This window comes from Agarivorans sp. MS3-6 (assembly GCF_054112545.1).
Map to the genome: position 1 here is coordinate 2599290 of NZ_CM134202.1, position 19978 is coordinate 2619267.

The window sequence follows — 19978 nt, forward strand, 5'->3', positions numbered from 1 at the left end:
ATTAGCGCTCTAGCAAGAATGGTTCTGAGTTGGTATCTATTAATTGGCTGCTCGAACGGGATAAAGCAGTAGGGCTTATGGCGATCCACTGATCAATTAATTCGTGGTATTCACTTTCAAAATCGGCATAAGTCAGTGCGCTACCGTCTGGGCGTTTAGCATAGGCATTAAATGCGGCTCTAAAATCGGGGTTTGGTTGATTGAACTTATCGTATTCGTATTCTGAGTAGTCGCCGTATTCTACGACATGGTATATACCGTGGTCAGCAATATGCTTTAGTACGTTCATCGTAAAGCCTGGTGATGTGCCTTCTAAGTAAGTAACCGCTATACCATAGTGAGAATAAGAATTACTGCCTAATACGCTCTGATATTTGTCATCAAGAGGGTAGCCTTTAGTGTGATTGTTAGGGTCAGGTTTATGACCCATTGCATACTCGGCACTTCCTTCTAAAAACCAGCGATCTACCTGACTTAAGTAGGTGACATATTGATGCTGCAGAGTGTGGGTAAGTTCATGGGTCACAATGTACGCCGAGCTAGGTCTTGCGTCATTAGTGCGGGCTGTATAGCCGACTAAATTGCCAGTCGCCCACAAATCACTGCTATTATAAGCAGGGTTTAAGCACACTATAGGTTTACCCGGTAAAGCCTGAGCAAAACTCGCTGAAAGTTTACTGTAAGCAGAATCCTCTTGAATGATTTTTATAAGAGTATTTAGCTGAACTAGGCTCAATTGGCGGACTTTTTTATATAAGAACTTTTGCTGTTCGGGAAAGCTAGTTATGTCTTCGTAACTAAGGGGGAGTTCTTCACCGGTAATTTGTTGATACAACATATTGCCTTCGAAATGGCCTAATTGTTCTTGTAGGTATTTTGCTGCTGTTAAATAGGTTTCTAAGCTAAAGGGATATTTTTGTTGTAGCGCAACGAGATCAACGCCCATTTTTTGCTTTAACTCGGTAAGGCCAAATTCGGTCCAGGTGGCAAATCGCTCAAATAGTTCCGCTGTAGGAACGGCGCTGCCAAATACTAAAACATTTTCTGTTTCATAATATCTGTCATAACGCTGACATTTATTGCTCGCATACATGCTAATTAGGTTGGTAGGAAAGACAAATCCGCTATCTTTTTTCGATTTGAACTCCCCCTGAACGCTAGGTAATTCAGGTACTGATTCTTCATTATTCGTAGTTTGAGAACTATTTGAACTTCCGCCCCCACATCCTATGAGAAACGATAAGGCAATGACTGGGAGTGAAACGAGCTTTACTAAATCCATTTATAGCCTTCAGTTAAGTTTTTAATCGGTGATTAATTCATTGTCAATTTATTGATTTAAAAGTCATTAGTATAGTGTTGTTCAATCAAATTGTGATTTGTATCAGTATCGCTATAAACTTATTTTTGATTTTCAAAATGGTGGCCTAAATTTTAACTAGCAGCCTTGGTTGGGGCTTGGTTATAGTGGTTTCAAGTATCTTGATGGAAAGTGTAGATGGAACCCATGTTAATAAAGAATGGTTTGGCTGAGCCGGCATTAAAACGCATCGCTGATGGTTTGTTAGCAGTCTATCCACAGTTTAATGCCGAGCAGTTTATGGCGCTGGCGCTAAAGGGCATTGATGAGCTAGAGCTTAAGCAGCGTGTTACCCACATTATTGAGGTGCTGCAGCAAACGCTACCTAATGACTTTGCGCAAACTGCTGCGCTATTACGTAAGTTGCCTGCTCATTGGGATCGTGGCGACCCCAAAGATAGTCTACGTGGCTTTGCCATTTGGCCTGTGACCGATTATGTGGCGATCGCCGGGATAGAAGATCCTCAAATAGCCTTGCCGGTGTTGGCAGGTCTTACCCCTTTGTTTAGTGCCGAATTCGCCATTCGACCGTTTATTGAAAAACATCCAGACCTCACTTGGGCGCAATTACATGCTTGGTTAAGCCATGAAGATGAGCACGTGCGGCGCTTAGTTAGCGAAGGATGCCGCCCTCGCTTGCCCTGGGGCGCACAGTTAAAGGGTCTTATCGCCGATCCGGCGCTGATTATTCCTTTATTAGATCAGCTAAAAGACGACGATAGCCTTTATGTAAGGCGTTCGGTGGCGAATAACCTCAATGATATTAGTAAAGATCATCCAGAGTTGGTATTAAGCCTTTGCCAAGCTTGGCAGCACAATGGCAGCGTCGAACGAAGCTGGGTGATTAAACATGCTACGCGTAGTTTAGTTAAACAAGGTCACCCCTTAACTTTTCCGCTGCTCGGCTATACGGCCAAGCCGCAATTAGAACTTGAAGAGTTTGCCTTGCTTAATCATCAAGTGACAATGGGGGAGTCACTCAGCTTCGCCTTGGCGATTCGGGCTAAGCAGCCCAATCAAAAATTTGTATTAGATTATGCCGTACATTTTATGAAGGCGAATGGCAAAACCTCCGCTAAAGTATTTAAGCTGAAGAACTTAAGTTTAGATAAAGATGAAATGTTTGCGATGGAGAAAAGCCACTCATTTAAAGTCATTTCTACTCGCAAATATTATCCTGGTAAACACTTTGTCGCCTTGCATGTTAATGGCCAAGAAATCGCCCGCTTAGCGTTTAATTTAAGCCTTTAATCACACGCCTTTGAGGCACAAAAAACCAAGCATAGCTTGGTTTTTTGTATATTGGGCTAGCGGTGTTTCACGCCAAGTGTTTGGCGTGAAACTGCAGGTGAGACTCAATAAAGCTGGCGATAAAAAAGTAGCTATGGTCATAACCGGTATGCATATTTAGGCTTAAAGGGTAAGCGCTTTGCTTGGCCGCTGTCGTTAATGCTTCGGGTTTTAGCTGTTCAGCTAAAAACTGATCAGCCTCTCCTTGGTCAACCAATGCAGGGACAAACTGGGTTGCTTCGCGCATTAGCAAACTGGCGTCGTATTGTGCCCAGTGTTGCTGGTCACTTCCTAAGTAAGCGGTAAAGGCTTTTTGGCCCCACGGCACGGCACTAGGGTTACAGATAGGGCTAAACGCTGATACTGAACTAAAACGCTCGGGGTTACGCAACGCAATGGTTAAGGCTCCGTGACCGCCCATCGAGTGTCCAGCAATAGCGCGTTTACTGCTTACTGGAAAGCGTGACTCAATTAATGCTGGCAGTTCACTCACCATGTAGTCGTACATGTGGTAATGCTGGTTCCATGGGGCTTGGCTGGCGTTTAGGTAAAATCCCGCACCTTGGCCTAAGTCGTAAGCCTCATCATTGGCTACATCGTCACCGCGAGGGCTTGTATCGGGCGCTACAATGGCAATGCCTAGCTCGGCAGCCATACGTTGTGCGCCAGCTTTCTGCATAAAGTTTTCGTCGTTACAGGTTAGCCCCGATAACCAGTACAGCACCGGTACTGGTTGCTTAGCACTAGCCTGTGGTGGCAAAAAAATCGCAAATTGAGCTAGCCCATTTAAACTGCTCGCACGGTGGCTGTAGCGCTTATGCCAGCCACCAAAGCTTTTGTTGGCGCTGATAAGTTCAATGTCGTGCATTTAGCTTATCCTTATTAGTAAAAGTGGATAGAAGAACAGTGCTAATACGCTTGCTGATGCATTAAAGCACTGTATTTAGGTTGCTTATTAGCTATTTGTCGAAATGAATAACACTGCGAATACTCTTACCTTGATGCATTAATTCAAAGGCTTCATTGACTTTATCTAAAGCCATGGTGTGGGTAATGAAGTCGTCTAGCTTAAATTCACCTGCCATGTAGCGTTCTACGTATTCAGGTAACTCAGAGCGACCTTTAACCCCACCAAATGCAGAACCTCTCCATACGCGCCCCGTGACTAATTGGAAAGGTCGGGTGGAGATTTCCTGGCCAGCGCCGGCTACGCCAATAATCACCGACTCGCCCCAACCTTTATGACAGCACTCTAACGCGCTACGCATTAAATGAACGTTACCCACACATTCAAACGAAAAGTCCACGCCGCCGTCGGTCATCTCTACAATCACTTCCTGAATAGGCTTGTCGAAGTTTTTTGGATTAACGCAATCGGTCGCACCGAGCTTTTGGGCCAATTCAAATTTAGATTCGTTAATATCGATTGCAATTATGCGGCCTGCTTTGGCCATTTGTGCGCCGATAATGGCAGACAAACCAATGCCACCCAGACCAAATACTGCGACGGTATCGCCGGGTTGAACATTGGCGGTATTGGCGACAGCGCCCATGCCGGTGGTGACGCCGCAACCTAACAAACAGACTTCTTCTAGTGGCGCCTCTTGGTTGATTTTGGCGAGTGATATTTCTGGTAGTACCGTGTATTCACTAAATGTTGAGCAACCCATGTAGTGAAAAATAGGCTGTCCATCAATCGAAAAGCGGGTGGTGCCGTCGGGCATTAAACCCTTGCCTTGGGTTTCGCGGATCTTTTGGCAAAGGTTGGTTTTACCCGATAAGCAAAACTTACACTCGCCACATTCTGGGGTGTACAAGGGAATAACGTGGTCACCCACTTTAACGCTAGTAACACCTTCGCCAATTGATTCTACAATGCCGCCACCTTCGTGACCCAAAATAGCGGGAAAGATCCCTTCTGGATCATCGCCCGATAAGGTAAATGCATCAGTGTGGCAGACTCCTGAGGCAACAATTTTCACTCTTACTTCGCCTGCTTTAGGCGGTGCCACATCGACAATTTCCATTTTTAATGGTTGGCCTGCAGCCCATGCTACAGCCGCTTTTGATTTGATGGTTTGGGCAGTCATTGCGCTTCCTCACTATGGATTAGTTATCGCCTAAAGGCGTAGTTAATAGCAGTATTATATTTGTTTCTCATTTGGTGATAATCTGGCTATTCATTAATTCACCTTTACTGTGTGGTAACAGTGTTGGCCAAATCATTATCTTGTTTGGCTGTTAGATGTTAGCCAAACAGTATTAACCGCTAGGTTGGCCGCTATGTTCCAGTGGGACGGTATTAACGAGTTTGTCGCCGTAGTAGAAACCGAGAGCTTCACTGCTGCAGCTCAACGCTTGGGTATATCTACTGCTCAAGTGAGTCGTCAGGTTTCCCAGTTGGAAATACGTTTAGCCACTAAGTTGTTTTATCGCACGACTCGGCGCGTGTCGGTTACCGACAGCGGTCAGTTGTTTTATCAACAGTGTAGGCCATTGATCGAGGGTTTGCTTGACGCCGAGCGCAGCTTAAACAACCTGCAGAGTACACCACGCGGTAAGCTAAGCATGACCGCCCCGGTGACCTTTGGAGAACAGCACATTGCCCCTGCGGTGAATGACTTTTGCCTACAATATCCAGAGTTAGAGGTATCACTCCAGCTTAGCAACCAAAAAATTGATTTAGTGGATCAGGCCATAGATTTAGCGATTAGGCTGGGCGAGCTGCCCGATTCTAGCATGATGGCTAAACGCTTAGCCGAGCGCAGCCTGCATGTATGTGCCTCGCCAGCGTACTTGGCGCAACATGGTTCGCCTCATGGCATCAGTGAGTTGGCTCAGCATAATTGTCTACAAGGGACTATCGAATACTGGCGATTTGCCGAACAAGGTAAGACTATGGCGCTGAAAATAAGTGGTCGGCTGCAGTGTAACAATGGGTATGCCTTGCTTGATGCCGCGCTAAAAGGGTTGGGTATTGTTCAATTGCCCGACAGTTATGTAAAAAAATACCTGCAAAGTGGTGCGTTGATTGAACTATTAAAGCCTTATCAAAAAGGGCCTGAAGGGATTTGGGCTTTGTATCCACAAAACCGACACCTATCTAGCAAAGTAAGTTTGATGTTATCGCATCTACAGCAACGCTTAGCGGAGGTTTAATAAGGTTATGTTTACTGCCCAGTTCGTCTCGTTTTCTCGGTTGGTATTTTAGCCTCGGTAGGGCTTCATTAAATGCTATTTGAGTTAAATGTCATTACTATGGGAACTTGATTTCACGGTGTATAATGAGTTTCTTGTTATTTATTGTGTCGCGAGGGAATGGCTTCATCTAGGGTGAATCTCATATGATTAGAGTCGAGAGAATGGGTATTTAGTTAGGCGGAAACCTTTATAGCTCTGATGTTTATATAAAGAGTATGCATCCAAAGGTGGATTATTTAAATATCACCGACAAGGTTCAGGGTTTTGCTCAAGGTTTGTTAGTTGAAGCCGTAGAGGCTTATTTTGCGTTCGGTTTGGTCGACTCTATATGTCGAGGGTCTTACACCCCTAGCTCGGGAGCTAAAAAAGTTCTACCAATGTTTGGTTCGGCTGCTAAGAAACATGGGTTCAAGTCGGCTAAGGGTAAGGATGTGGCAGATGTCAAAATTTATGAGCGTGTGAGAGACCGGCTAGCGCATCGTTTTGGTAATACTTCAAAATGGTATGCAGCAAGGTTAGCAAGCGTAGGAAATGCTCATTCAGGGCTCCGCGGTGGCCTAAGGAACGGTCATAGGTTCGCAATTAAGAAATGAATAGGTTTGGGTTTAAGATGATAAAATTTTTTATCGGTTTAGTGCTCGCATTTTTTTGCATAATAGGTCTGGCTGGCTACTCTCTAGTTCAGTCAAATGTTGAGGATATTATCGTTTGCGCTACTAATGACAACAGCCATTATATACCATCTAGTGTATGTGATTATTATGTAGTTAATTATCGCCTAGGTGATGAAGATATTGCTTTCCTTAGTGCTGGCGCTGGTTTGAATTTTCTTATCGGTGTGCCTGATGTAGCGTTAAGGGAAAAGTATATCAGGTTGCTTGTAGAGCGAGGGATCTCTATTAATAGTTCTTCTCAGGTAGATGGTATGACGCCTTTAACCAGTGCGATTCTTCTAAATGATCCTGTTTTGGTACAACTCTTGACCGATTTAGGTGCCGACCCACGCGTTCTAGATAAAAAATTCTCTACGAATGCATTTGGTGTGTTGTCATTCCTCCAAGATAAGCAGCCTTCAGTTGATAGAGCGGCGATTTTATCTCCAATTATTGCTGCTTTAGCCAAACCACCAAGCCAATAGCGTTTTATCTAGCTGGTTACCATCCACAAGAGTCATTTTAACTCTGTTAGGTATTGAACCTGACCATGGCATCTTGCCAAGTGTATTTCTCATCTTCGCCTTGACGCTTCCGTTGTCGTCCTGTTCGGTTACCAGTGAGGTATTCCCCACAATCGGAATTAGCATAACTTTATTTTATTTTGCTTAATTATATATCACTTAAATCGCCTTAAAGTGTGAGCGTTAACCAATAATTTACGCCATTAAGTTTTACTCCTAAAATAAAAAATATAATCTAATTGTAAGGTCGAAATTTAAACAGGCTGTTTGCGACAAAAAATTAATGCAGAGAGTGAAGTTTTTTGATCTAAAGACAACTAAGAATAACAACACACATTATTAGAGAGATAGCCAATGACTACAAAATTAAATAGAAAAACAGTAAAGCTTATGTCAGCTCTTGCTTTAGCCTCTGCAACATTTTTAAGTATGGCAGCCAATGCTGCAATGAAAGTTGAAGCAGAAGACTTTGCTAATCAAGAAGGAATTAAAACAGAGTCTAGTTCGGATACTGGCGGTGGCATTAATGTTGGTTACATCGAAAATGGAGACTGGGTTGAGTACGCAGTTGATGTGCCTGCTGCCGGCACCTACACCCTTAGCGCTCGCGTAGCGAGTGCCACTGGTGGCGGTAGATTTGTCGTCTTGGCAAATGGCGTAGAGAAAGCCACTGTAAAAGTAAAAGGTACTGGAGACTGGCAAAGCTGGAAAACCATTGAATCAACGGTAGATTTAGATGCGGGCCCACAAACGCTGCGTTTCAATTTTAAGGGTTCATCAGGCTATTTATTTAATATGAATTGGTTTGAGCTAAGCGCCAAGTAATTTTATGAAATAAATAAGGCGATGTTTAACGTCGCCTTAATGTTACCTAATAATAAATAGTAAGGCTGTAGGATAAATCATTACGGCTTGATAACTATTAATATTTATCCACTATATTATTGTGGAAATGATTGCCTTAACTATTTATTATGCAGTCTACTTATTCTTTCAGATTATTTAAAACAGAAAAATGTGCTTAGCGCGTCAATATCGTGCTTTGGTTTTCCTTCCAATTATGCAGATCAATATAGTTGTCACTATGTTTATATCTGATTGCTTAGACGGCTAGAATATGTCGATTTAACTGTCCATCACTACCATTGTTGAGTTATTGCTCTAATCGTGCTTAATAAATGTGCATACGAATTATTTGCATTAGTATTTAGTTCACAAGTCTGATGGATCTCATTAAAATGACCGCAACATAATAAAGCATCAATAAATGATGCAAGTTGGAGCTATTTTGCTTCGATCTCCGGTAAAAATGACAACTTCAAGCAAGGTTTAGTAATGGAATACTTCAAGTCTTTTTCTATACGTCAAAAGCTATATTTATTGGTTGGCTTAGCCATTTCGGTATTGGTAGTTTTACAGCTAATTTCAATGCAAGAGCTTAAACGCAGCTTGTTACAAGATCGCATCGATAAGTTAAAAGCAGTAGTAGAAGTCACCGCCGACAGTGTTGAGTTTTATCGACAACAAGCGCTAAACGGCGAGCTTTCAGAGGAACAGGCGAAAACGCAAGCGTTAGCCTTGGTAAGAGGTTTGCGCTACGAGGGCGAGCAGTATTTATTCATCGTAGATAACGATATGAACATGCTGGCTTATGGCGTCAATTTACAAAAAGAAAACACCGATTGGTCGCAGGTGAAAGATCCGAATGGGGTCTATTTGATTAGAGACATGTGGCAGCAAGCTCGCCATAACGGTGTCGCCCAAGTCAACTATCAGTGGAACAAGCCAAATCAGCAGACGCTAAGTGATAAGGTGACTTACGCTGTGATCGTTGATGGTTGGGATTGGCTATTAGCAACCGGCATATACGTTGATGATGTTGAGGCAATTTTTCAGCAGAAATTACTGTCTTCTTCGCTATATTGGGCTCTCACCTTAATCGTACTAAGCACTGGTGCTTGGGTCATTGGCAAAGGTATTTATCAGCCTGTGCAGGGTTTATTAGCGGTGATGCAGCAGGTTGCAATGGATAAAGACCTTACGGTGCGGGCCGCTGAATCGGGCGGGCAAGAAGTCAGCGCTATGGGTAAGGCGTTTAATAATATGCTAGACAGCTTTAACCATAGCATTCAAGAAGTGGCTGCAGCCGTTAGCCAAGTATCCAGCTCGTCAGAAGAGCTATCGGTCATTACCGATAGCTCACGGCAAGGGCTTAAACAGCAAGCGACTGAAATAGACCAAGTTGCTACAGCAGTGTCGCAACTCAGTGTTTCGGTGGACGATGTAGCTGAACACACCAACAATACTTCTGATCAAACTAAACAAACCATGCAGCAGGCCCAGCAAGGGTTTGATACTGTAGTTGCAGCGCGCAATTCGGTTAGTCAATTGGCCAATGATGTAGAGCAAGCAGCTACCGTTATTCACGGCTTAGAGAAAGAAAGTGATAACATTGGCTCGATTCTCACGGTGATAAGTAGTATTGCCGAGCAAACTAATTTGTTGGCGCTAAATGCTGCGATTGAAGCTGCGCGTGCAGGCGATCAAGGCCGGGGTTTTGCCGTCGTCGCCGATGAAGTTAGAACTTTAGCCAAGCGCACTCAAGACTCAATTGGCGAGATTGAGGCGATGATAAAGCGGCTGCAAAATGGCTCGCAGAATGCTGTTCAAGTGATGCTGCAAAGCAAAACCAATGTGGATCAAAGCGTGTCTAATATGCAGCAAGTGAACTCAGCGTTAGATGGCATGCATCAAGGAGTGAGTGAAATTAGCGACATGAGTGAACGGGTATCTAGCGCTTTGTCCGAGCAAACCCAAGTGGCTAACGTTATTAAAGATAATGTTGTTGCGATAAGCTCAGTAGCCGAACTGACCGCAGTAAGCGCCGAACAAATCTCGGCGGCCAGTAAAGAATTGTCAAGCCTCTCTGTACACTTACACCAAGTGACCAGCGCTTTTAAGGTGTAATAACAACAGCCTCAAATACTGTTTGGGGCTGTTATCATTTCTCACGCGATTATCAATTTTGTCAGTCACTGCTAAGCTTTATCCAATTGTTCATGACTAAGTCAGCCCATTAGCACTTTCAGCTTGTTTTAGTGACAGGTTTTGATGGGTTTTGATGGGTTTTGGAGGGTATCAATATGACTTATTACTCGGTATTAGAAGTGAGCCCGACCCACCAAGATTGGATCCCCGATTACACTGGCCCAACGAAGGCCTTGTTAGCTAAACACGGCGGGAAATATTTAGCACGCACCAATAACCATCAGCGCTTAGAGGGGCAGGGGGAGGGGGTTACCCTGCGAGTGATTATTGAATGGCCATCCAAGCAAGCCGCTTTAGACTTTATGAATGACCCTGAATATGCGCCTTATTTAAAAGCGCGGGTTGAGGGATCCGTGAGCCATCATGTACTGATCGAAGGTAGAGATGATTTAGCTTAAGTTTGCTGGTTGCTTTGCCGGTTTCGCCTACGGCGACGTCATAAGCTTTGTCCAGCTAAAGCTTACAAGCAAAAGAAAGGCTGCCCCGCATCTTCTCAGATCCTGCGTTGCGCATTCACAAGGGCGTTGAAGTAACTCGCTGCGCTCAAACAGACTTCAACTTTTCTCCTTTGTTTATTTACGCTACTCGGCGAAGATGATGGGGATTATTTCACGCGGTTGCTCTCATAATTCCCCTTATTGGGGAGCGTTGACGTCGCCGCAGGCGAAAGCTCTGCTTTTAGATTGCAAGTCTGATTACACATAATAGCGTGTTGGTAGTGTTGGTTTCGCCTTGACGGCGATGTACTTTTCTTTGCGTGGCCAAAGAAAAGTACACAAAAGAAAGGCCACCCCGCATCTTCTTGATTCCTGCGTTGCGCATTCACAAGGGCGTTGAAGTAACTCGCTACGCTCAAACTGACTTCAACTCTATTCCCTTGTTTATTTACGCTACTCGGCGAAGATGATGGGGGGAAGCATTTAGTTATTGCGTTACTCAAAACTGGTAGCTAATTCTACCCAATCTTGAAACTTAGTTTTTGGTACATTTATTTTCAACAACTCAAGGCCGATCATATCGTTTGTTTGAGTAGCCTGCCCTCGCCTATGCGAGTTCGAAATGTTATTTATAAATACTGGTGGCTCTGCTTCTATTAACAAGTTTAGCTGAGTTGCCCATAACCCTCGATAGTTAACTTCGTATCTATTCTCTTCAAAATCTAAATTTCTTGAAAAACGGTCTACTACTATCTGCATAGTTGGAAAGTTAATGGAGGGCGTGATTTTGATATTAACTTTATTTGTTAGTCTTACATTCGGTAGCATGGCTTGAATCGAATCAGCTTTAATCAAGTTAGATGCGTTTCGGCCTTCCATTAAAGTTTGATAATAGTTTTTGTACTTATCATGAATAATTATTAAGGAGCTTAGCAGCAGTAAGTCAATTTTCTCATTGCCAAGGTTCACTAGGATCGCGAGAATTTTATCAACTAATTGTTCAGTTTCTCGTAGAGACAAAATATAGATATCTGATACCGATGCTAATAGCTCGAAAAAATACCCTTTATCGTTATCTAGTTGAGGCCAAATTTTTGGAAAGAACTTATCTGTTTGTTCTTCGCTTAAATATGAAAGGTGATTTGCTATAAACGCTAGGCGAGGTTGTTCTTTTAGCGTGCAGCGGCGTTTGAAAAAGCGACCTAGGTAAACATTGGCGTCAAAGTCATTCCCATAAACCGCTTTAACTGCATGTTGCAGTTGCTCTGTATCGGTGGCTACTACAAAGATTACGTAAGGCATATCGAAGAAATGTTTGATCACCTCTAACATTTCTACCGCGTAGGAAGGGCGGCAGCGGTCCAATTCATCTACAAAAATAAAAGTAGGGTTTTGTTTTTCGGAGCAAGCGGTAACATTATCAATAAATGTGGTGATACTCTTCTTAAAGTCTTCAATACTGCTGAGTTTTTGTTCGTGATCTTTAAACATCGCTGCGACGACTTTTCCGGTGGCTTCCGCAAACTCCTCGCTCTTGCTTGGATCTTCTTCAGAATCTTTGTCTAGTATCTCATCGACATTAATACCACTAACTTTTTTGATTACAGCCTTGGTTATTTCTGGTGCGGCATGTTTGCAGAAGCCCCAGGCTTTACTCCCTATGTTTCTAATCGCTTGCTCGTCTTTATCTTGTGATTGGTCGCGAAGTTGAGCGGTAATTGACGACACAACTGTCATCATTGGGTCATCAGAAAAGTCTTGCTTCCAGGCGTCTATGTAAACCGTTGGATGGTGTTCTTCTATAGAAGCTTGCCAACGTTTTAGGAAGTAGGTTTTACCTGTTCCCCAGCTAGAGTTGAGGTTGAGTACATAGCCACTTTTAGCTTGGGCAATTAAGAAGTTGGTGAGGAAATTTGCATAAGTTGCACGATTAAGTTTGTCGGCAGAAAACTCTTCATCATTTTCCTTTGTTAAAGGGGGACTCCAATCAAAGTTATATTTTTTATCTGCCACTTAACTTACTCCGTAAACTCTTATTGAGTAAAGTTATCATAAGCCTGCATATTTGTGGCTTACTTTCTAGTTAATGGTGGTTCCACAAATTTTTTCTTCTGAGTAATAATTGATTTTTGGGTTAGCTGCTTGTGTAGATTTCGCCTTGGCGGCGACGTCATTTTTCTTTGACGAGCAAAGAAAAACGAAGCAAAAAGAAAACTCGCCCTGCATTATCTTCTTCTTGCGTTGCTCGTATCTAAGTGCGTCGAAAAACTCGCTACGCTCAAACAGGTTTCGACTTTATCACTTAGACACTTGCGCTACTCAGCGATAATGAAGGTATGAAAAGAGATGACGCTTTGTGTTGCGGCGCTTTTATAACAGATACTTAAAATATATTTAGCTTAGCGAAATCAAGAGCTCTAAATGCACGCATTTGAAGTTAAGAATTATTAATCACAAATCCATTCAATAAAAGAAACCTCAATAACTATTCAAGTGGGGGCTTCCCCATCATCTTCGCCGAGTAGCGGAAATGAGCTAGGGAAATAAGTTGAAGCCTGTGTGAGCGTAGCGAGTTGCTTCAACGCCCTAGTGAGTGAGCAACGCAGGTTTTTAGAAGATGCGGGGCAGCCTTTCTTTTGCTTCGTTTTCTTTGGCTGTTCAAAGAAAATGACGTCGCCGCAGGCGAAAGCTCTGCTTTTTAAAAGTGATTTCGATTGGTTACAAATGCGGGTAGGCGAAAGCTTTTAATTAATGCCAATTAATATAAAAACAAAAAAAGCCCCAAGCATTACTGCTCAGGGCTTCCTATTTCCACCATTAGCTAATCGTCATTAGCCAAAAGTAAGAAGATTAACCGCCTACAGCGATTTTCTTCATGTCTTTCATGTAGCCGCGTAGTTTCTTACCTACAACTTCTACTGGGTGGCTGCGTAGCGCTTCGTTTACTTCGATTAGGCGAGCGTTATCAACGCCGTTGCTTTGCTCTTCAAAGCCTTTACCGATGTACTCTAGGCTGATGTTGTTCACGGTGTCGCGCAATAGTGGCACAGCAGCGTGAGAGAATAGGTAACAACCATATTCTGCAGTATCAGAGATTACTACGTTCATTTCGTACAAACGCTTACGGGCAATGGTGTTAGCAATTAGCGGAGTCTCGTGTAGTGACTCGTAGTAAGCACTTTCTTCAATGATGCCTGCAGCAACCATAGTTTCGAACGCTAGTTCTACACCGGCTTTAACGAGGGCAACTAAGATAATGCCTTTGTCGAAGAATTCTTGCTCAGTAATTTCTACGTCAGATACTGGGGCTTTTTCAAAACCGCTTTGGCCAGTTTCTTCACGCCATTTAAGCAAGTTAACGTCGTTGTTTGACCAGTCAGTCATCATAGTGCGAGAGAATTCGCCTTCGATGATGTCGTCCATGTGTTTTTCAAACAATGGGCGCATTAGGTCTTTAAGCTCGTCGGCTAGGTCAAAACACTTAATTTTAGCTGGGTTAGACAGGCGGTCTACCATGTTGGTAATGCCACCGTGCTTAAGGGCTTCGGTTACTGTTTCCCAACCAAACTGGATAAGTTTAGCGGCGTAACCAGGCTCAATGCCTTCGGCTACCATTTTGTCATAACCTAAGATGGCGCCAGTTTGTAACACACCACATAAAATGGTTTGCTCGCCCATAAGGTCAGATTTAACTTCAGCCACAAAAGAAGACTCAAGTACGCCCGCGCGGTCACCACCGGTTGCAGAAGCGTAGGCTTTAGCAATCGCAAGGCCGTTACCTTGTGGGTCGTTTTCTGGGTGAACAGCAATTAGGGTTGGAACACCAAAGCCACGTTTGTATTCTTCACGTACTTCAGTACCAGGGCACTTAGGTGCAACCATTACAACAGTGATGTCTTCACGTACTTGCATGCCTTCTTCAACAATGTTGAAGCCATGTGAGTAAGCTAAGGTAGCGCCTTTCTTCATTAACGGCATAACCGTTTCTACTACGTTGCTGTGCTGCTTATCTGGCGTAAGGTTAAGTACCATATCCGCTTGTGGGATAAGTTCTTGGTAAGTACCAACGGTAAAACCGTTGTCGCTTGCTTGAACAAAAGAAGCACGCTTCTCAGCAATGGCTGCGTCACGTAAAGCGTAAGAAATGTTTAGGCCTGAATCACGCATGTTTAAGCCTTGGTTTAGGCCTTGTGCGCCACAACCCACTACTACGATGTTCCAGTCTTTAATAAAGTTACAACCATCAGCAAATTCGCTGCGATCCATAAAACGACATTTACCTAATTGCTCAAGCTTTTGGCGCAAGCTAAGGGTGTTGAAATAATTAGCCATGTTTGACTCCGTAAAAATAGCGTTAATTAAATGATGATGGTGTTGTTGTGTTTACGAGATCCCGATGCACCTCTTTGTGTGCGTTTCTTGTTCCTGTCTCGTGATGGCTTCAATATAAACATAAAGTAGCATTGCGTAAAATGATGTTTTTGGGATATTGTATTTCACATATTGCAATAAGGGTTGTGGTTCAATGGGGAAAATGGTGTTTAAGGGGAATAAGCGGTGGACGTAAGAAGTGTTGAGCTGTTTTTACACCTAAGTCAGAGCTTACATTTCGCTAAAACTAGCCAAGCGATGCATGTGAGCGCTTCTACTTTAAGCCGGGTCATCCAGCGTTTAGAAGAGGAATTGGGCAGCAGCTTATTTACTCGAGATAAACGCAGCGTGCACCTTACTCAGGCGGGGCAACGTTTTCGTAGCTTTGCTGAAAACTGGCTAGAGCAATGGCGTCAATTGCAAATGGACCTCTCTCTACAATCTAGTGAATTGGCCGGTGAGTTGACGCTATATTGTTCAGTGACGGCTAGTTATAGCCATTTACCCGATATTTTGGATAAATACCGCTTATCTTGCCCCAATGCTGATATCAAGTTGGCCACTGGTGATGTAGCCATGGCGGTAGACAAAGTCGCCAATGGCGAAGTAGATATTGCCATTGCTGCTCGCCCAGAACAGCTCCCCCTGAATATTGCCTTTGCCAGTATTAGCAAAATTCCGCTGTCGATTATTGGTCCAACAGTGTCGTGCAACGTGCGTAAGCTATTAGAGCGTAACCCTATTCCTTGGGATCAAGTACCCTTTATTTTACCGGAGCATGGCCCAGCGCGAGCGCGTATTGATCATTGGTTTAAGGCAATGCGTATTACGCCTAATGTGTATGCCAAGGTCGCTGGTCATGAAGCGATTGTGAGTATGGTGGCCTTGGGCAGTGGAGTGGGCATAGCGCCCGAAGTGGTAGTAGACAACAGCCCAGTGCGTGAGCGGATCCAAAGTATTGCTGTTGGGGTTGAGTTAGCCCCTTTTGATTTGGGGATCTGTATGTTATCAAGAAGGTTACACGAACCATTAATGCAACGGTTTTGGCAAGTCGCCGCGCGTAATTAAACATCCATTTAAACGGGTATAAGGTGGTAATTAATGACACCCGCAGTACAGCAGCTTAAAAAAGCCAAACAAGAATTTCAGTTACTTGAATATAAAAGTGACCCCCAACAAGGCAACTTTGGCCAAGACAGCGCCGACAAGTTAGGCCTTGATCCGCAGTGGGTTTTTAAAACCCTAGTGGCTTGTGATGAGCACGACCCTAAGAAAATGGTGGTTGCTGTGGTACCGGTAACGGGTCAGCTTGATTTAAAAGCACTGGCTAAGGCCGCAAAAATCAAAAAGATGCGCATGGCCGATGTGCCAGTGGCCGAGCGCACCACCGGTTATGTAAAAGGGGGGATTAGCCCCTTTGGTCAAAAAAAGCGTTTACCTACCTTTATCGACTGCAGCGCTGAGCAACTGGATGAAATTGTTGTCAGTGCCGGTAAGCGGGGTTTATCGTTGCAATTATCGGCTAACGTTCTGCAACATCTGCTGGGGGCGCAGTTTGCTATACTTAGTCACTAGCGTGAAGATTTTTAATCCAAGGTGGGCCATGCGATATTTGTTGTTAATAATGGTTACTTTCCACTGGGCTGTTTTAGCCAGTGATTTAGAACCTGCAAAATTTTCCACCAGTATCGTCAAGCCTTGGGGTTACCAAGACGCAGAATTGGCTGGGCAAGGTCTACTGCCGAGTTTCACCCAAGCCTTAGTGAAAGAGGCGGGTATAGACTACCTCAATACTATGCGACCTTACCCAAGAGTAATTAAAGAAATGGAATCGGGGAGTGCCGATTTTGCGGTAATGTTTGCTAGCCCTCATTCAGACGAGATAGCGGTTGATTTAGGTTTAGTGGTGACGGTCAAAATAGTGGCCATCGCGAATGCTGGAGAGCAGCCTGTTCACCATGTATCGCAATTAGCCGGCAAACGTATAGGCGTTATTCGTGGCTCTGCTTATGGGCCTGACATAGATGATAACCCTTATGTTGAGCGGGTAAGTTTTATTAATACCGAGCAAGGTATTCAAATGTTGCTGCTAGGTCGCATCGACGCAATGATCGCCACTAATTACTCGATAAACTACGCATTACAAGAGTTACATGTTGCGGCGGCACAAATCACACCCATATATCAATTAGCCACACGAAAGGTTCATTTGTATTGGTCGCGTTCGTCCGGCCAAAAGGAGCAAGCAGAACGCTTAAAGCAAGCGTTGGTTCGTTTACGTGAAGATGGTGTGTTAGATAACATTTTTGCCTTGGACGGTACTTTGGCTAATCAGTATTAAATACCTTTTCGCTTCGCTTGAGCCGACAAATAAGCTTCTATACAATGAGGTCAAATTAAGGAGAGTTTAATGATTAACCCGGCTAAAATTGAAGAAATAGCGAAACAAGTGAGCGACATGGTTCCACCTGGGCTAAAAAATGTAGGTGATGAATTTGAGCGTAAAGTAAAGCAAGTGATTCAAGCTAAGCTGAGCCAACTTGACGTGGTAAATCGCGAAGACTTTGACGTACAAACCCAAGTGTTATTAAGAACCCGTGAAAAATTAGCTGAATTAGAGTTAAAAGTGGCAGAGTTAGAGTCGCGTTTGAATCAAACGTCTTAAGTCAGGGCTCATTTCACCAATATAAAAACAAGGCTACCGCTTTGTTTTTTTTTGCACCTTAATTTGTTTATTTTATGAAATATAGCCACTTACTTTTATCTGTGTTGTGATATATGGTAAATTCATTGTGAATTTTTATTCTCAAGCTATTCATGGTTATTGCAGGCGAGATCTCACTTTTGTCTTTTGTTAAACATATTATCAACATCAATTATCCTTCTTTTTCAGTATCTTATGGTTAAAATCTTTGTTTTTTAACAAATCTCTCCAAGCTTTTGCTAAATATCGCTTAGTCATTTAAAGTGAATTTTATTTCGTGATAGCGCTTACATTGTGATCTCTGTCGTTTCCATGCGCCTGCTTGCGCCTTACGATAAAAGTGTAAAAGGCGTCTAGGGCAACTCGGGTCAAGAGCCTTCAAAGGGATTTCATAGGGAGAGAACAATGTTTAACAACACAATATTTAAAGTATCAATGTTAGCCGCTGCAGTAACCATGGCCGGTTGTGCCAATGACGAGGGTACGCCAGTAATACCGACACCGCCAGCAGATGAAGCTTTAGTTATTATTGATGATGGAGCGACCGGTAGTTTTACACTTAAAGTAGGTTACGCACCTGATTATCAAAAGACAGAGTTAGCGAAAGATGGAACTTATGACCAAGCTGGTCTTAAGGTTTCTCCAAGTGCTAACGGTGAAGAATACGTTTGGGAAGTTGAAACATTTGGCAACGGTGAAGCGTATTTCATTGTTGGTAGTGATACCCAAATGGATATGACTGACTATCAAGCTGGTATTTATGTATTTGATCTAAACGTAACTAATGCTACTGCGTCAGGAAACTATGCTCACCAAATCGTAATGCAAACTAGCGGTGGTGCGACGGATTACCTTGATCGAAATACCTACTACTTTGGCCAAGATCAATTAGCTGACTTAGAAGGCGAAGGCTGGAAAACAATCACTGTGCCAGTTAGCTGTCTCAGCGCCGATGAGAATGGCAACTTTGATATCACTAAGGTGAACGAAGTATTCCGTTTGGACATTCGCAACGAATCAGTTACCTATGAATTAGGAACTGTGAAGCTTGAGAAAGACGCAACTATGAGCCCTGAAGGCGCGGTTGAGTGGACTTGTGGCTAATCAATAGCTAACAGTAGGCCGCTAAATGTTTTTTAGCGGCCTATTTGTCTTTAACTTGGAATAAAGGCGCATAAGGATATGAAAATGAAACGTTTTTTTGTGTTGTTTGTTGCCATTTCTTCAGGTTTCTTAGTGGCTTGTGGCAGTACTGGAACATCCGGAGATAGCAGCAAAAAAGATCAATTCGCCATTCCGTTAATGGTTACCTACACTCTCAATGACGGAAAAGGCTGGGACAAAGTCAGCGCGGGCACCCAAGGTTGGGGTGACGGAGTCGGTAAATTTAGCTTAGCGAACGAGCAAGCTAATGTGAAAATCAGAAAGAAAGCCAGTAATCCTTGGCATATTCAATTAAAACGCCCTGTGGCTTTAGTTGAAGATATGCACTACGAATTAACCGTTGAAGCCTCGGCCAGTCAAGAAAGCTTGATGGTAGTGGCGGTGCAACAAAATTATGGCGATTACGTGACTTATTTTTATCGTTCAGAAACAGTAAGCACTGAAAACCAAGTATTCACTTATGACTTTACTATGCCTAATGATGAGAGAAAGGGGACTTTTTCAATCATGTTTGGTGACGGTGAAGAAGGTGTGAGCTATAGCTTACGTAACATTAAGTTGAATTCGACCTATTAGTTATCTCAAACCTTAAGCGTTATTTAAAAGGAAAATATTATGAAACTGCTAACATCTCTAGCCTTAGCATTTAGCTTATTCTCGGTAGCATCGGTGTCACAGGCTGCCAATGTAGATATTAAATTAGACAATGGCAAAAAATGGCAAGAGGTCAATGCGGGCGTTGACGGTTGGGGCGACGGTAAAGGTAATTTTTCCTTTAATGGCGACACCGCTACGGTAACCGTAGAAGAAAAAGCCAGTAATCCTTGGCATATTCAATTAAAGCACCCAAAAGTGAACCTTGAAAAAGGCCAGAACTACCAAATTACCGCTGAAGTAAGCGCCAGTGCTAAAAGTCCATTAACCATTATCGTACAAAAAGACTCTGGTGATTACGCCACTTATTATGCTGAAGATGTGAGTGTTAACAGCGCGTCTCAAACCTTTAGTTTCCAATTCAAAATGCCAAAAAGTGACAGCAAAGCCGCGTTTGCTTTCTTCGCTGGTGGCGCTGATCAAGGTGTAACGTATACCTTTAAAAACATTAGCCTGAAATCCATGAACTAGTTTTTCCATAACCTTCTTTAACCTATCAACGTAGGCAGTGCGCTTAATCCCAATAGCACTGTATGTTTTAGCAAGCTATAGCAGTTTGCTTGCTTAAAACA

18 protein-coding genes are annotated in these 19978 nt (G+C 43.3%); 13 read left to right on the forward strand and 5 right to left on the reverse strand.

Annotated features, from left to right (window positions below; all coding sequences use genetic code 11):
* Position 1: 1 nt before the first annotated feature.
* Positions 2 to 1282 (reverse strand): hypothetical protein, encoded by a 1281-nt coding sequence (locus ACVFI8_RS11925; RefSeq protein ID WP_457871447.1) that lies wholly within the window; start codon positions 1280 to 1282, stop codon positions 2 to 4.
* A 216-nt stretch (positions 1283 to 1498) separates the two neighbouring features.
* Here ACVFI8_RS11925 and ACVFI8_RS11930 point away from each other — a divergent pair, with 216 nt between their 5' ends.
* Positions 1499 to 2611 (forward strand): DNA alkylation repair protein, encoded by a 1113-nt coding sequence (locus ACVFI8_RS11930; RefSeq protein WP_457871448.1) that lies wholly within the window; start codon positions 1499 to 1501, stop codon positions 2609 to 2611.
* A 67-nt stretch (positions 2612 to 2678) separates the two neighbouring features.
* Here the strand turns inward: ACVFI8_RS11930 and fghA are convergent, their stop codons facing one another.
* Positions 2679 to 3518 (reverse strand): S-formylglutathione hydrolase, encoded by an 840-nt coding sequence (fghA, locus tag ACVFI8_RS11935; protein ID WP_457871449.1) that lies wholly within the window; start codon positions 3516 to 3518, stop codon positions 2679 to 2681.
* A 91-nt stretch (positions 3519 to 3609) separates the two neighbouring features.
* Complete coding sequence (locus ACVFI8_RS11940) at positions 3610 to 4740, reverse strand: S-(hydroxymethyl)glutathione dehydrogenase/class III alcohol dehydrogenase (RefSeq protein WP_248713263.1); 1131 nt, start codon at positions 4738 to 4740, stop codon at positions 3610 to 3612.
* 193 nt (positions 4741 to 4933) lie between these two features.
* On the opposite strand from ACVFI8_RS11940, the gene ACVFI8_RS11945 reads away from it, so the two are divergent.
* From ACVFI8_RS11945 to ACVFI8_RS11965, 5 genes are all read left to right on the forward strand, one after another.
* Positions 4934 to 5809 (forward strand): LysR family transcriptional regulator, encoded by an 876-nt coding sequence (locus ACVFI8_RS11945; protein ID WP_248713262.1) that lies wholly within the window; start codon positions 4934 to 4936, stop codon positions 5807 to 5809.
* Between the two features lie 652 nt (positions 5810 to 6461).
* Positions 6462 to 6989 carry an ankyrin repeat domain-containing protein gene (locus ACVFI8_RS11950; protein ID WP_248713260.1) on the forward strand — a complete coding sequence of 176 codons (528 nt, stop codon included), beginning with the start codon at positions 6462 to 6464 and terminating at the stop codon, positions 6987 to 6989.
* A 393-nt stretch (positions 6990 to 7382) separates the two neighbouring features.
* Positions 7383 to 7853, forward strand: a complete 471-nt coding sequence (locus tag ACVFI8_RS11955) for a carbohydrate-binding protein (protein WP_248713259.1) — start codon at positions 7383 to 7385, stop codon at positions 7851 to 7853.
* Positions 7854 to 8363: 510 nt separating this feature from the next.
* A complete protein-coding gene (locus tag ACVFI8_RS11960; RefSeq protein WP_457871450.1) occupies positions 8364 to 9995 on the forward strand; it encodes a methyl-accepting chemotaxis protein in 1632 nt (543 codons plus the stop codon).
* Between the two features lie 176 nt (positions 9996 to 10171).
* On the forward strand, positions 10172 to 10474 hold the full coding sequence (locus ACVFI8_RS11965) for a DUF1330 domain-containing protein (RefSeq protein WP_248713257.1): 303 nt from the start codon (positions 10172 to 10174) through the stop codon (positions 10472 to 10474).
* Positions 10475 to 11008: 534 nt separating this feature from the next.
* On the opposite strand, the gene ACVFI8_RS11970 is transcribed toward ACVFI8_RS11965, so the two are convergent.
* The gene (locus tag ACVFI8_RS11970; protein ID WP_457871451.1) at positions 11009 to 12526 is read right to left on the reverse strand and encodes a KAP family P-loop NTPase fold protein; all 1518 of its coding nucleotides are present in this window, start codon (positions 12524 to 12526) and stop codon (positions 11009 to 11011) included.
* 837 nt (positions 12527 to 13363) lie between these two features.
* On the reverse strand, positions 13364 to 14845 hold the full coding sequence (ilvC, locus tag ACVFI8_RS11975) for a ketol-acid reductoisomerase (protein ID WP_248713255.1): 1482 nt from the start codon (positions 14843 to 14845) through the stop codon (positions 13364 to 13366).
* A 225-nt stretch (positions 14846 to 15070) separates the two neighbouring features.
* On the opposite strand from ilvC, the gene ilvY reads away from it, so the two are divergent.
* The 7 genes from ilvY to ACVFI8_RS12010 all read left to right on the forward strand — a co-directional run bounded on the left by ilvY (position 15071) and on the right by ACVFI8_RS12010 (position 19877).
* Positions 15071 to 15952: an HTH-type transcriptional activator IlvY gene (ilvY, locus tag ACVFI8_RS11980; protein WP_248713254.1), complete on the forward strand. Its 882-nt coding sequence runs from the start codon at positions 15071 to 15073 to the stop codon at positions 15950 to 15952.
* 33 nt (positions 15953 to 15985) lie between these two features.
* Positions 15986 to 16459 (forward strand): Cys-tRNA(Pro) deacylase, encoded by a 474-nt coding sequence (ybaK, locus tag ACVFI8_RS11985; protein ID WP_457871452.1) that lies wholly within the window; start codon positions 15986 to 15988, stop codon positions 16457 to 16459.
* Positions 16460 to 16487: 28 nt separating this feature from the next.
* On the forward strand, positions 16488 to 17225 hold the full coding sequence (locus tag ACVFI8_RS11990; RefSeq protein ID WP_457871453.1) for a substrate-binding periplasmic protein: 738 nt from the start codon (positions 16488 to 16490) through the stop codon (positions 17223 to 17225).
* A gap of 69 nt (positions 17226 to 17294) precedes the next feature.
* A complete protein-coding gene (gene ubiK, locus ACVFI8_RS11995; RefSeq protein ID WP_248713251.1) occupies positions 17295 to 17549 on the forward strand; it encodes a ubiquinone biosynthesis accessory factor UbiK in 255 nt (84 codons plus the stop codon).
* Between the two features lie 444 nt (positions 17550 to 17993).
* Positions 17994 to 18692 carry a hypothetical protein gene (locus tag ACVFI8_RS12000; protein ID WP_457871454.1) on the forward strand — a complete coding sequence of 233 codons (699 nt, stop codon included), beginning with the start codon at positions 17994 to 17996 and terminating at the stop codon, positions 18690 to 18692.
* An 84-nt stretch (positions 18693 to 18776) separates the two neighbouring features.
* Positions 18777 to 19328 carry a carbohydrate binding domain-containing protein gene (locus ACVFI8_RS12005; RefSeq protein ID WP_248713249.1) on the forward strand — a complete coding sequence of 184 codons (552 nt, stop codon included), beginning with the start codon at positions 18777 to 18779 and terminating at the stop codon, positions 19326 to 19328.
* Positions 19329 to 19367: 39 nt separating this feature from the next.
* Positions 19368 to 19877 (forward strand): carbohydrate binding domain-containing protein, encoded by a 510-nt coding sequence (locus tag ACVFI8_RS12010; protein ID WP_248713248.1) that lies wholly within the window; start codon positions 19368 to 19370, stop codon positions 19875 to 19877.
* Positions 19878 to 19978: the final 101 nt, after the last annotated feature.

Excerpts from the sequence above, each read along its gene's own strand:
- ACVFI8_RS11925 (WP_457871447.1), bottom strand. The coding sequence starts at position 1,282 with ATGGATTTAGTAAAGCTCGTTTCACTCCCAGTCATTGCCTTATCGTTT.
- ACVFI8_RS11930 (WP_457871448.1), top strand. The coding sequence starts at position 1,499 with ATGGAACCCATGTTAATAAAGAATGGTTTGGCTGAGCCGGCATTAAAA.
- fghA (WP_457871449.1), bottom strand. The coding sequence starts at position 3,518 with ATGCACGACATTGAACTTATCAGCGCCAACAAAAGCTTTGGTGGCTGG.
- ACVFI8_RS11940 (WP_248713263.1), bottom strand. The coding sequence starts at position 4,740 with ATGACTGCCCAAACCATCAAATCAAAAGCGGCTGTAGCATGGGCTGCA.
- ACVFI8_RS11945 (WP_248713262.1), top strand. The coding sequence starts at position 4,934 with ATGTTCCAGTGGGACGGTATTAACGAGTTTGTCGCCGTAGTAGAAACC.
- ACVFI8_RS11950 (WP_248713260.1), top strand. The coding sequence starts at position 6,462 with ATGATAAAATTTTTTATCGGTTTAGTGCTCGCATTTTTTTGCATAATA.
- ACVFI8_RS11955 (WP_248713259.1), top strand. The coding sequence starts at position 7,383 with ATGACTACAAAATTAAATAGAAAAACAGTAAAGCTTATGTCAGCTCTT.
- ACVFI8_RS11960 (WP_457871450.1), top strand. The coding sequence starts at position 8,364 with ATGGAATACTTCAAGTCTTTTTCTATACGTCAAAAGCTATATTTATTG.
- ACVFI8_RS11965 (WP_248713257.1), top strand. The coding sequence starts at position 10,172 with ATGACTTATTACTCGGTATTAGAAGTGAGCCCGACCCACCAAGATTGG.
- ilvC (WP_248713255.1), bottom strand. The coding sequence starts at position 14,845 with ATGGCTAATTATTTCAACACCCTTAGCTTGCGCCAAAAGCTTGAGCAA.
- ybaK (WP_457871452.1), top strand. The coding sequence starts at position 15,986 with ATGACACCCGCAGTACAGCAGCTTAAAAAAGCCAAACAAGAATTTCAG.
- ACVFI8_RS11990 (WP_457871453.1), top strand. The coding sequence starts at position 16,488 with ATGCGATATTTGTTGTTAATAATGGTTACTTTCCACTGGGCTGTTTTA.
- ubiK (WP_248713251.1), top strand. The coding sequence starts at position 17,295 with ATGATTAACCCGGCTAAAATTGAAGAAATAGCGAAACAAGTGAGCGAC.
- ACVFI8_RS12000 (WP_457871454.1), top strand. The coding sequence starts at position 17,994 with ATGTTTAACAACACAATATTTAAAGTATCAATGTTAGCCGCTGCAGTA.
- ACVFI8_RS12005 (WP_248713249.1), top strand. The coding sequence starts at position 18,777 with ATGAAACGTTTTTTTGTGTTGTTTGTTGCCATTTCTTCAGGTTTCTTA.
- ACVFI8_RS12010 (WP_248713248.1), top strand. The coding sequence starts at position 19,368 with ATGAAACTGCTAACATCTCTAGCCTTAGCATTTAGCTTATTCTCGGTA.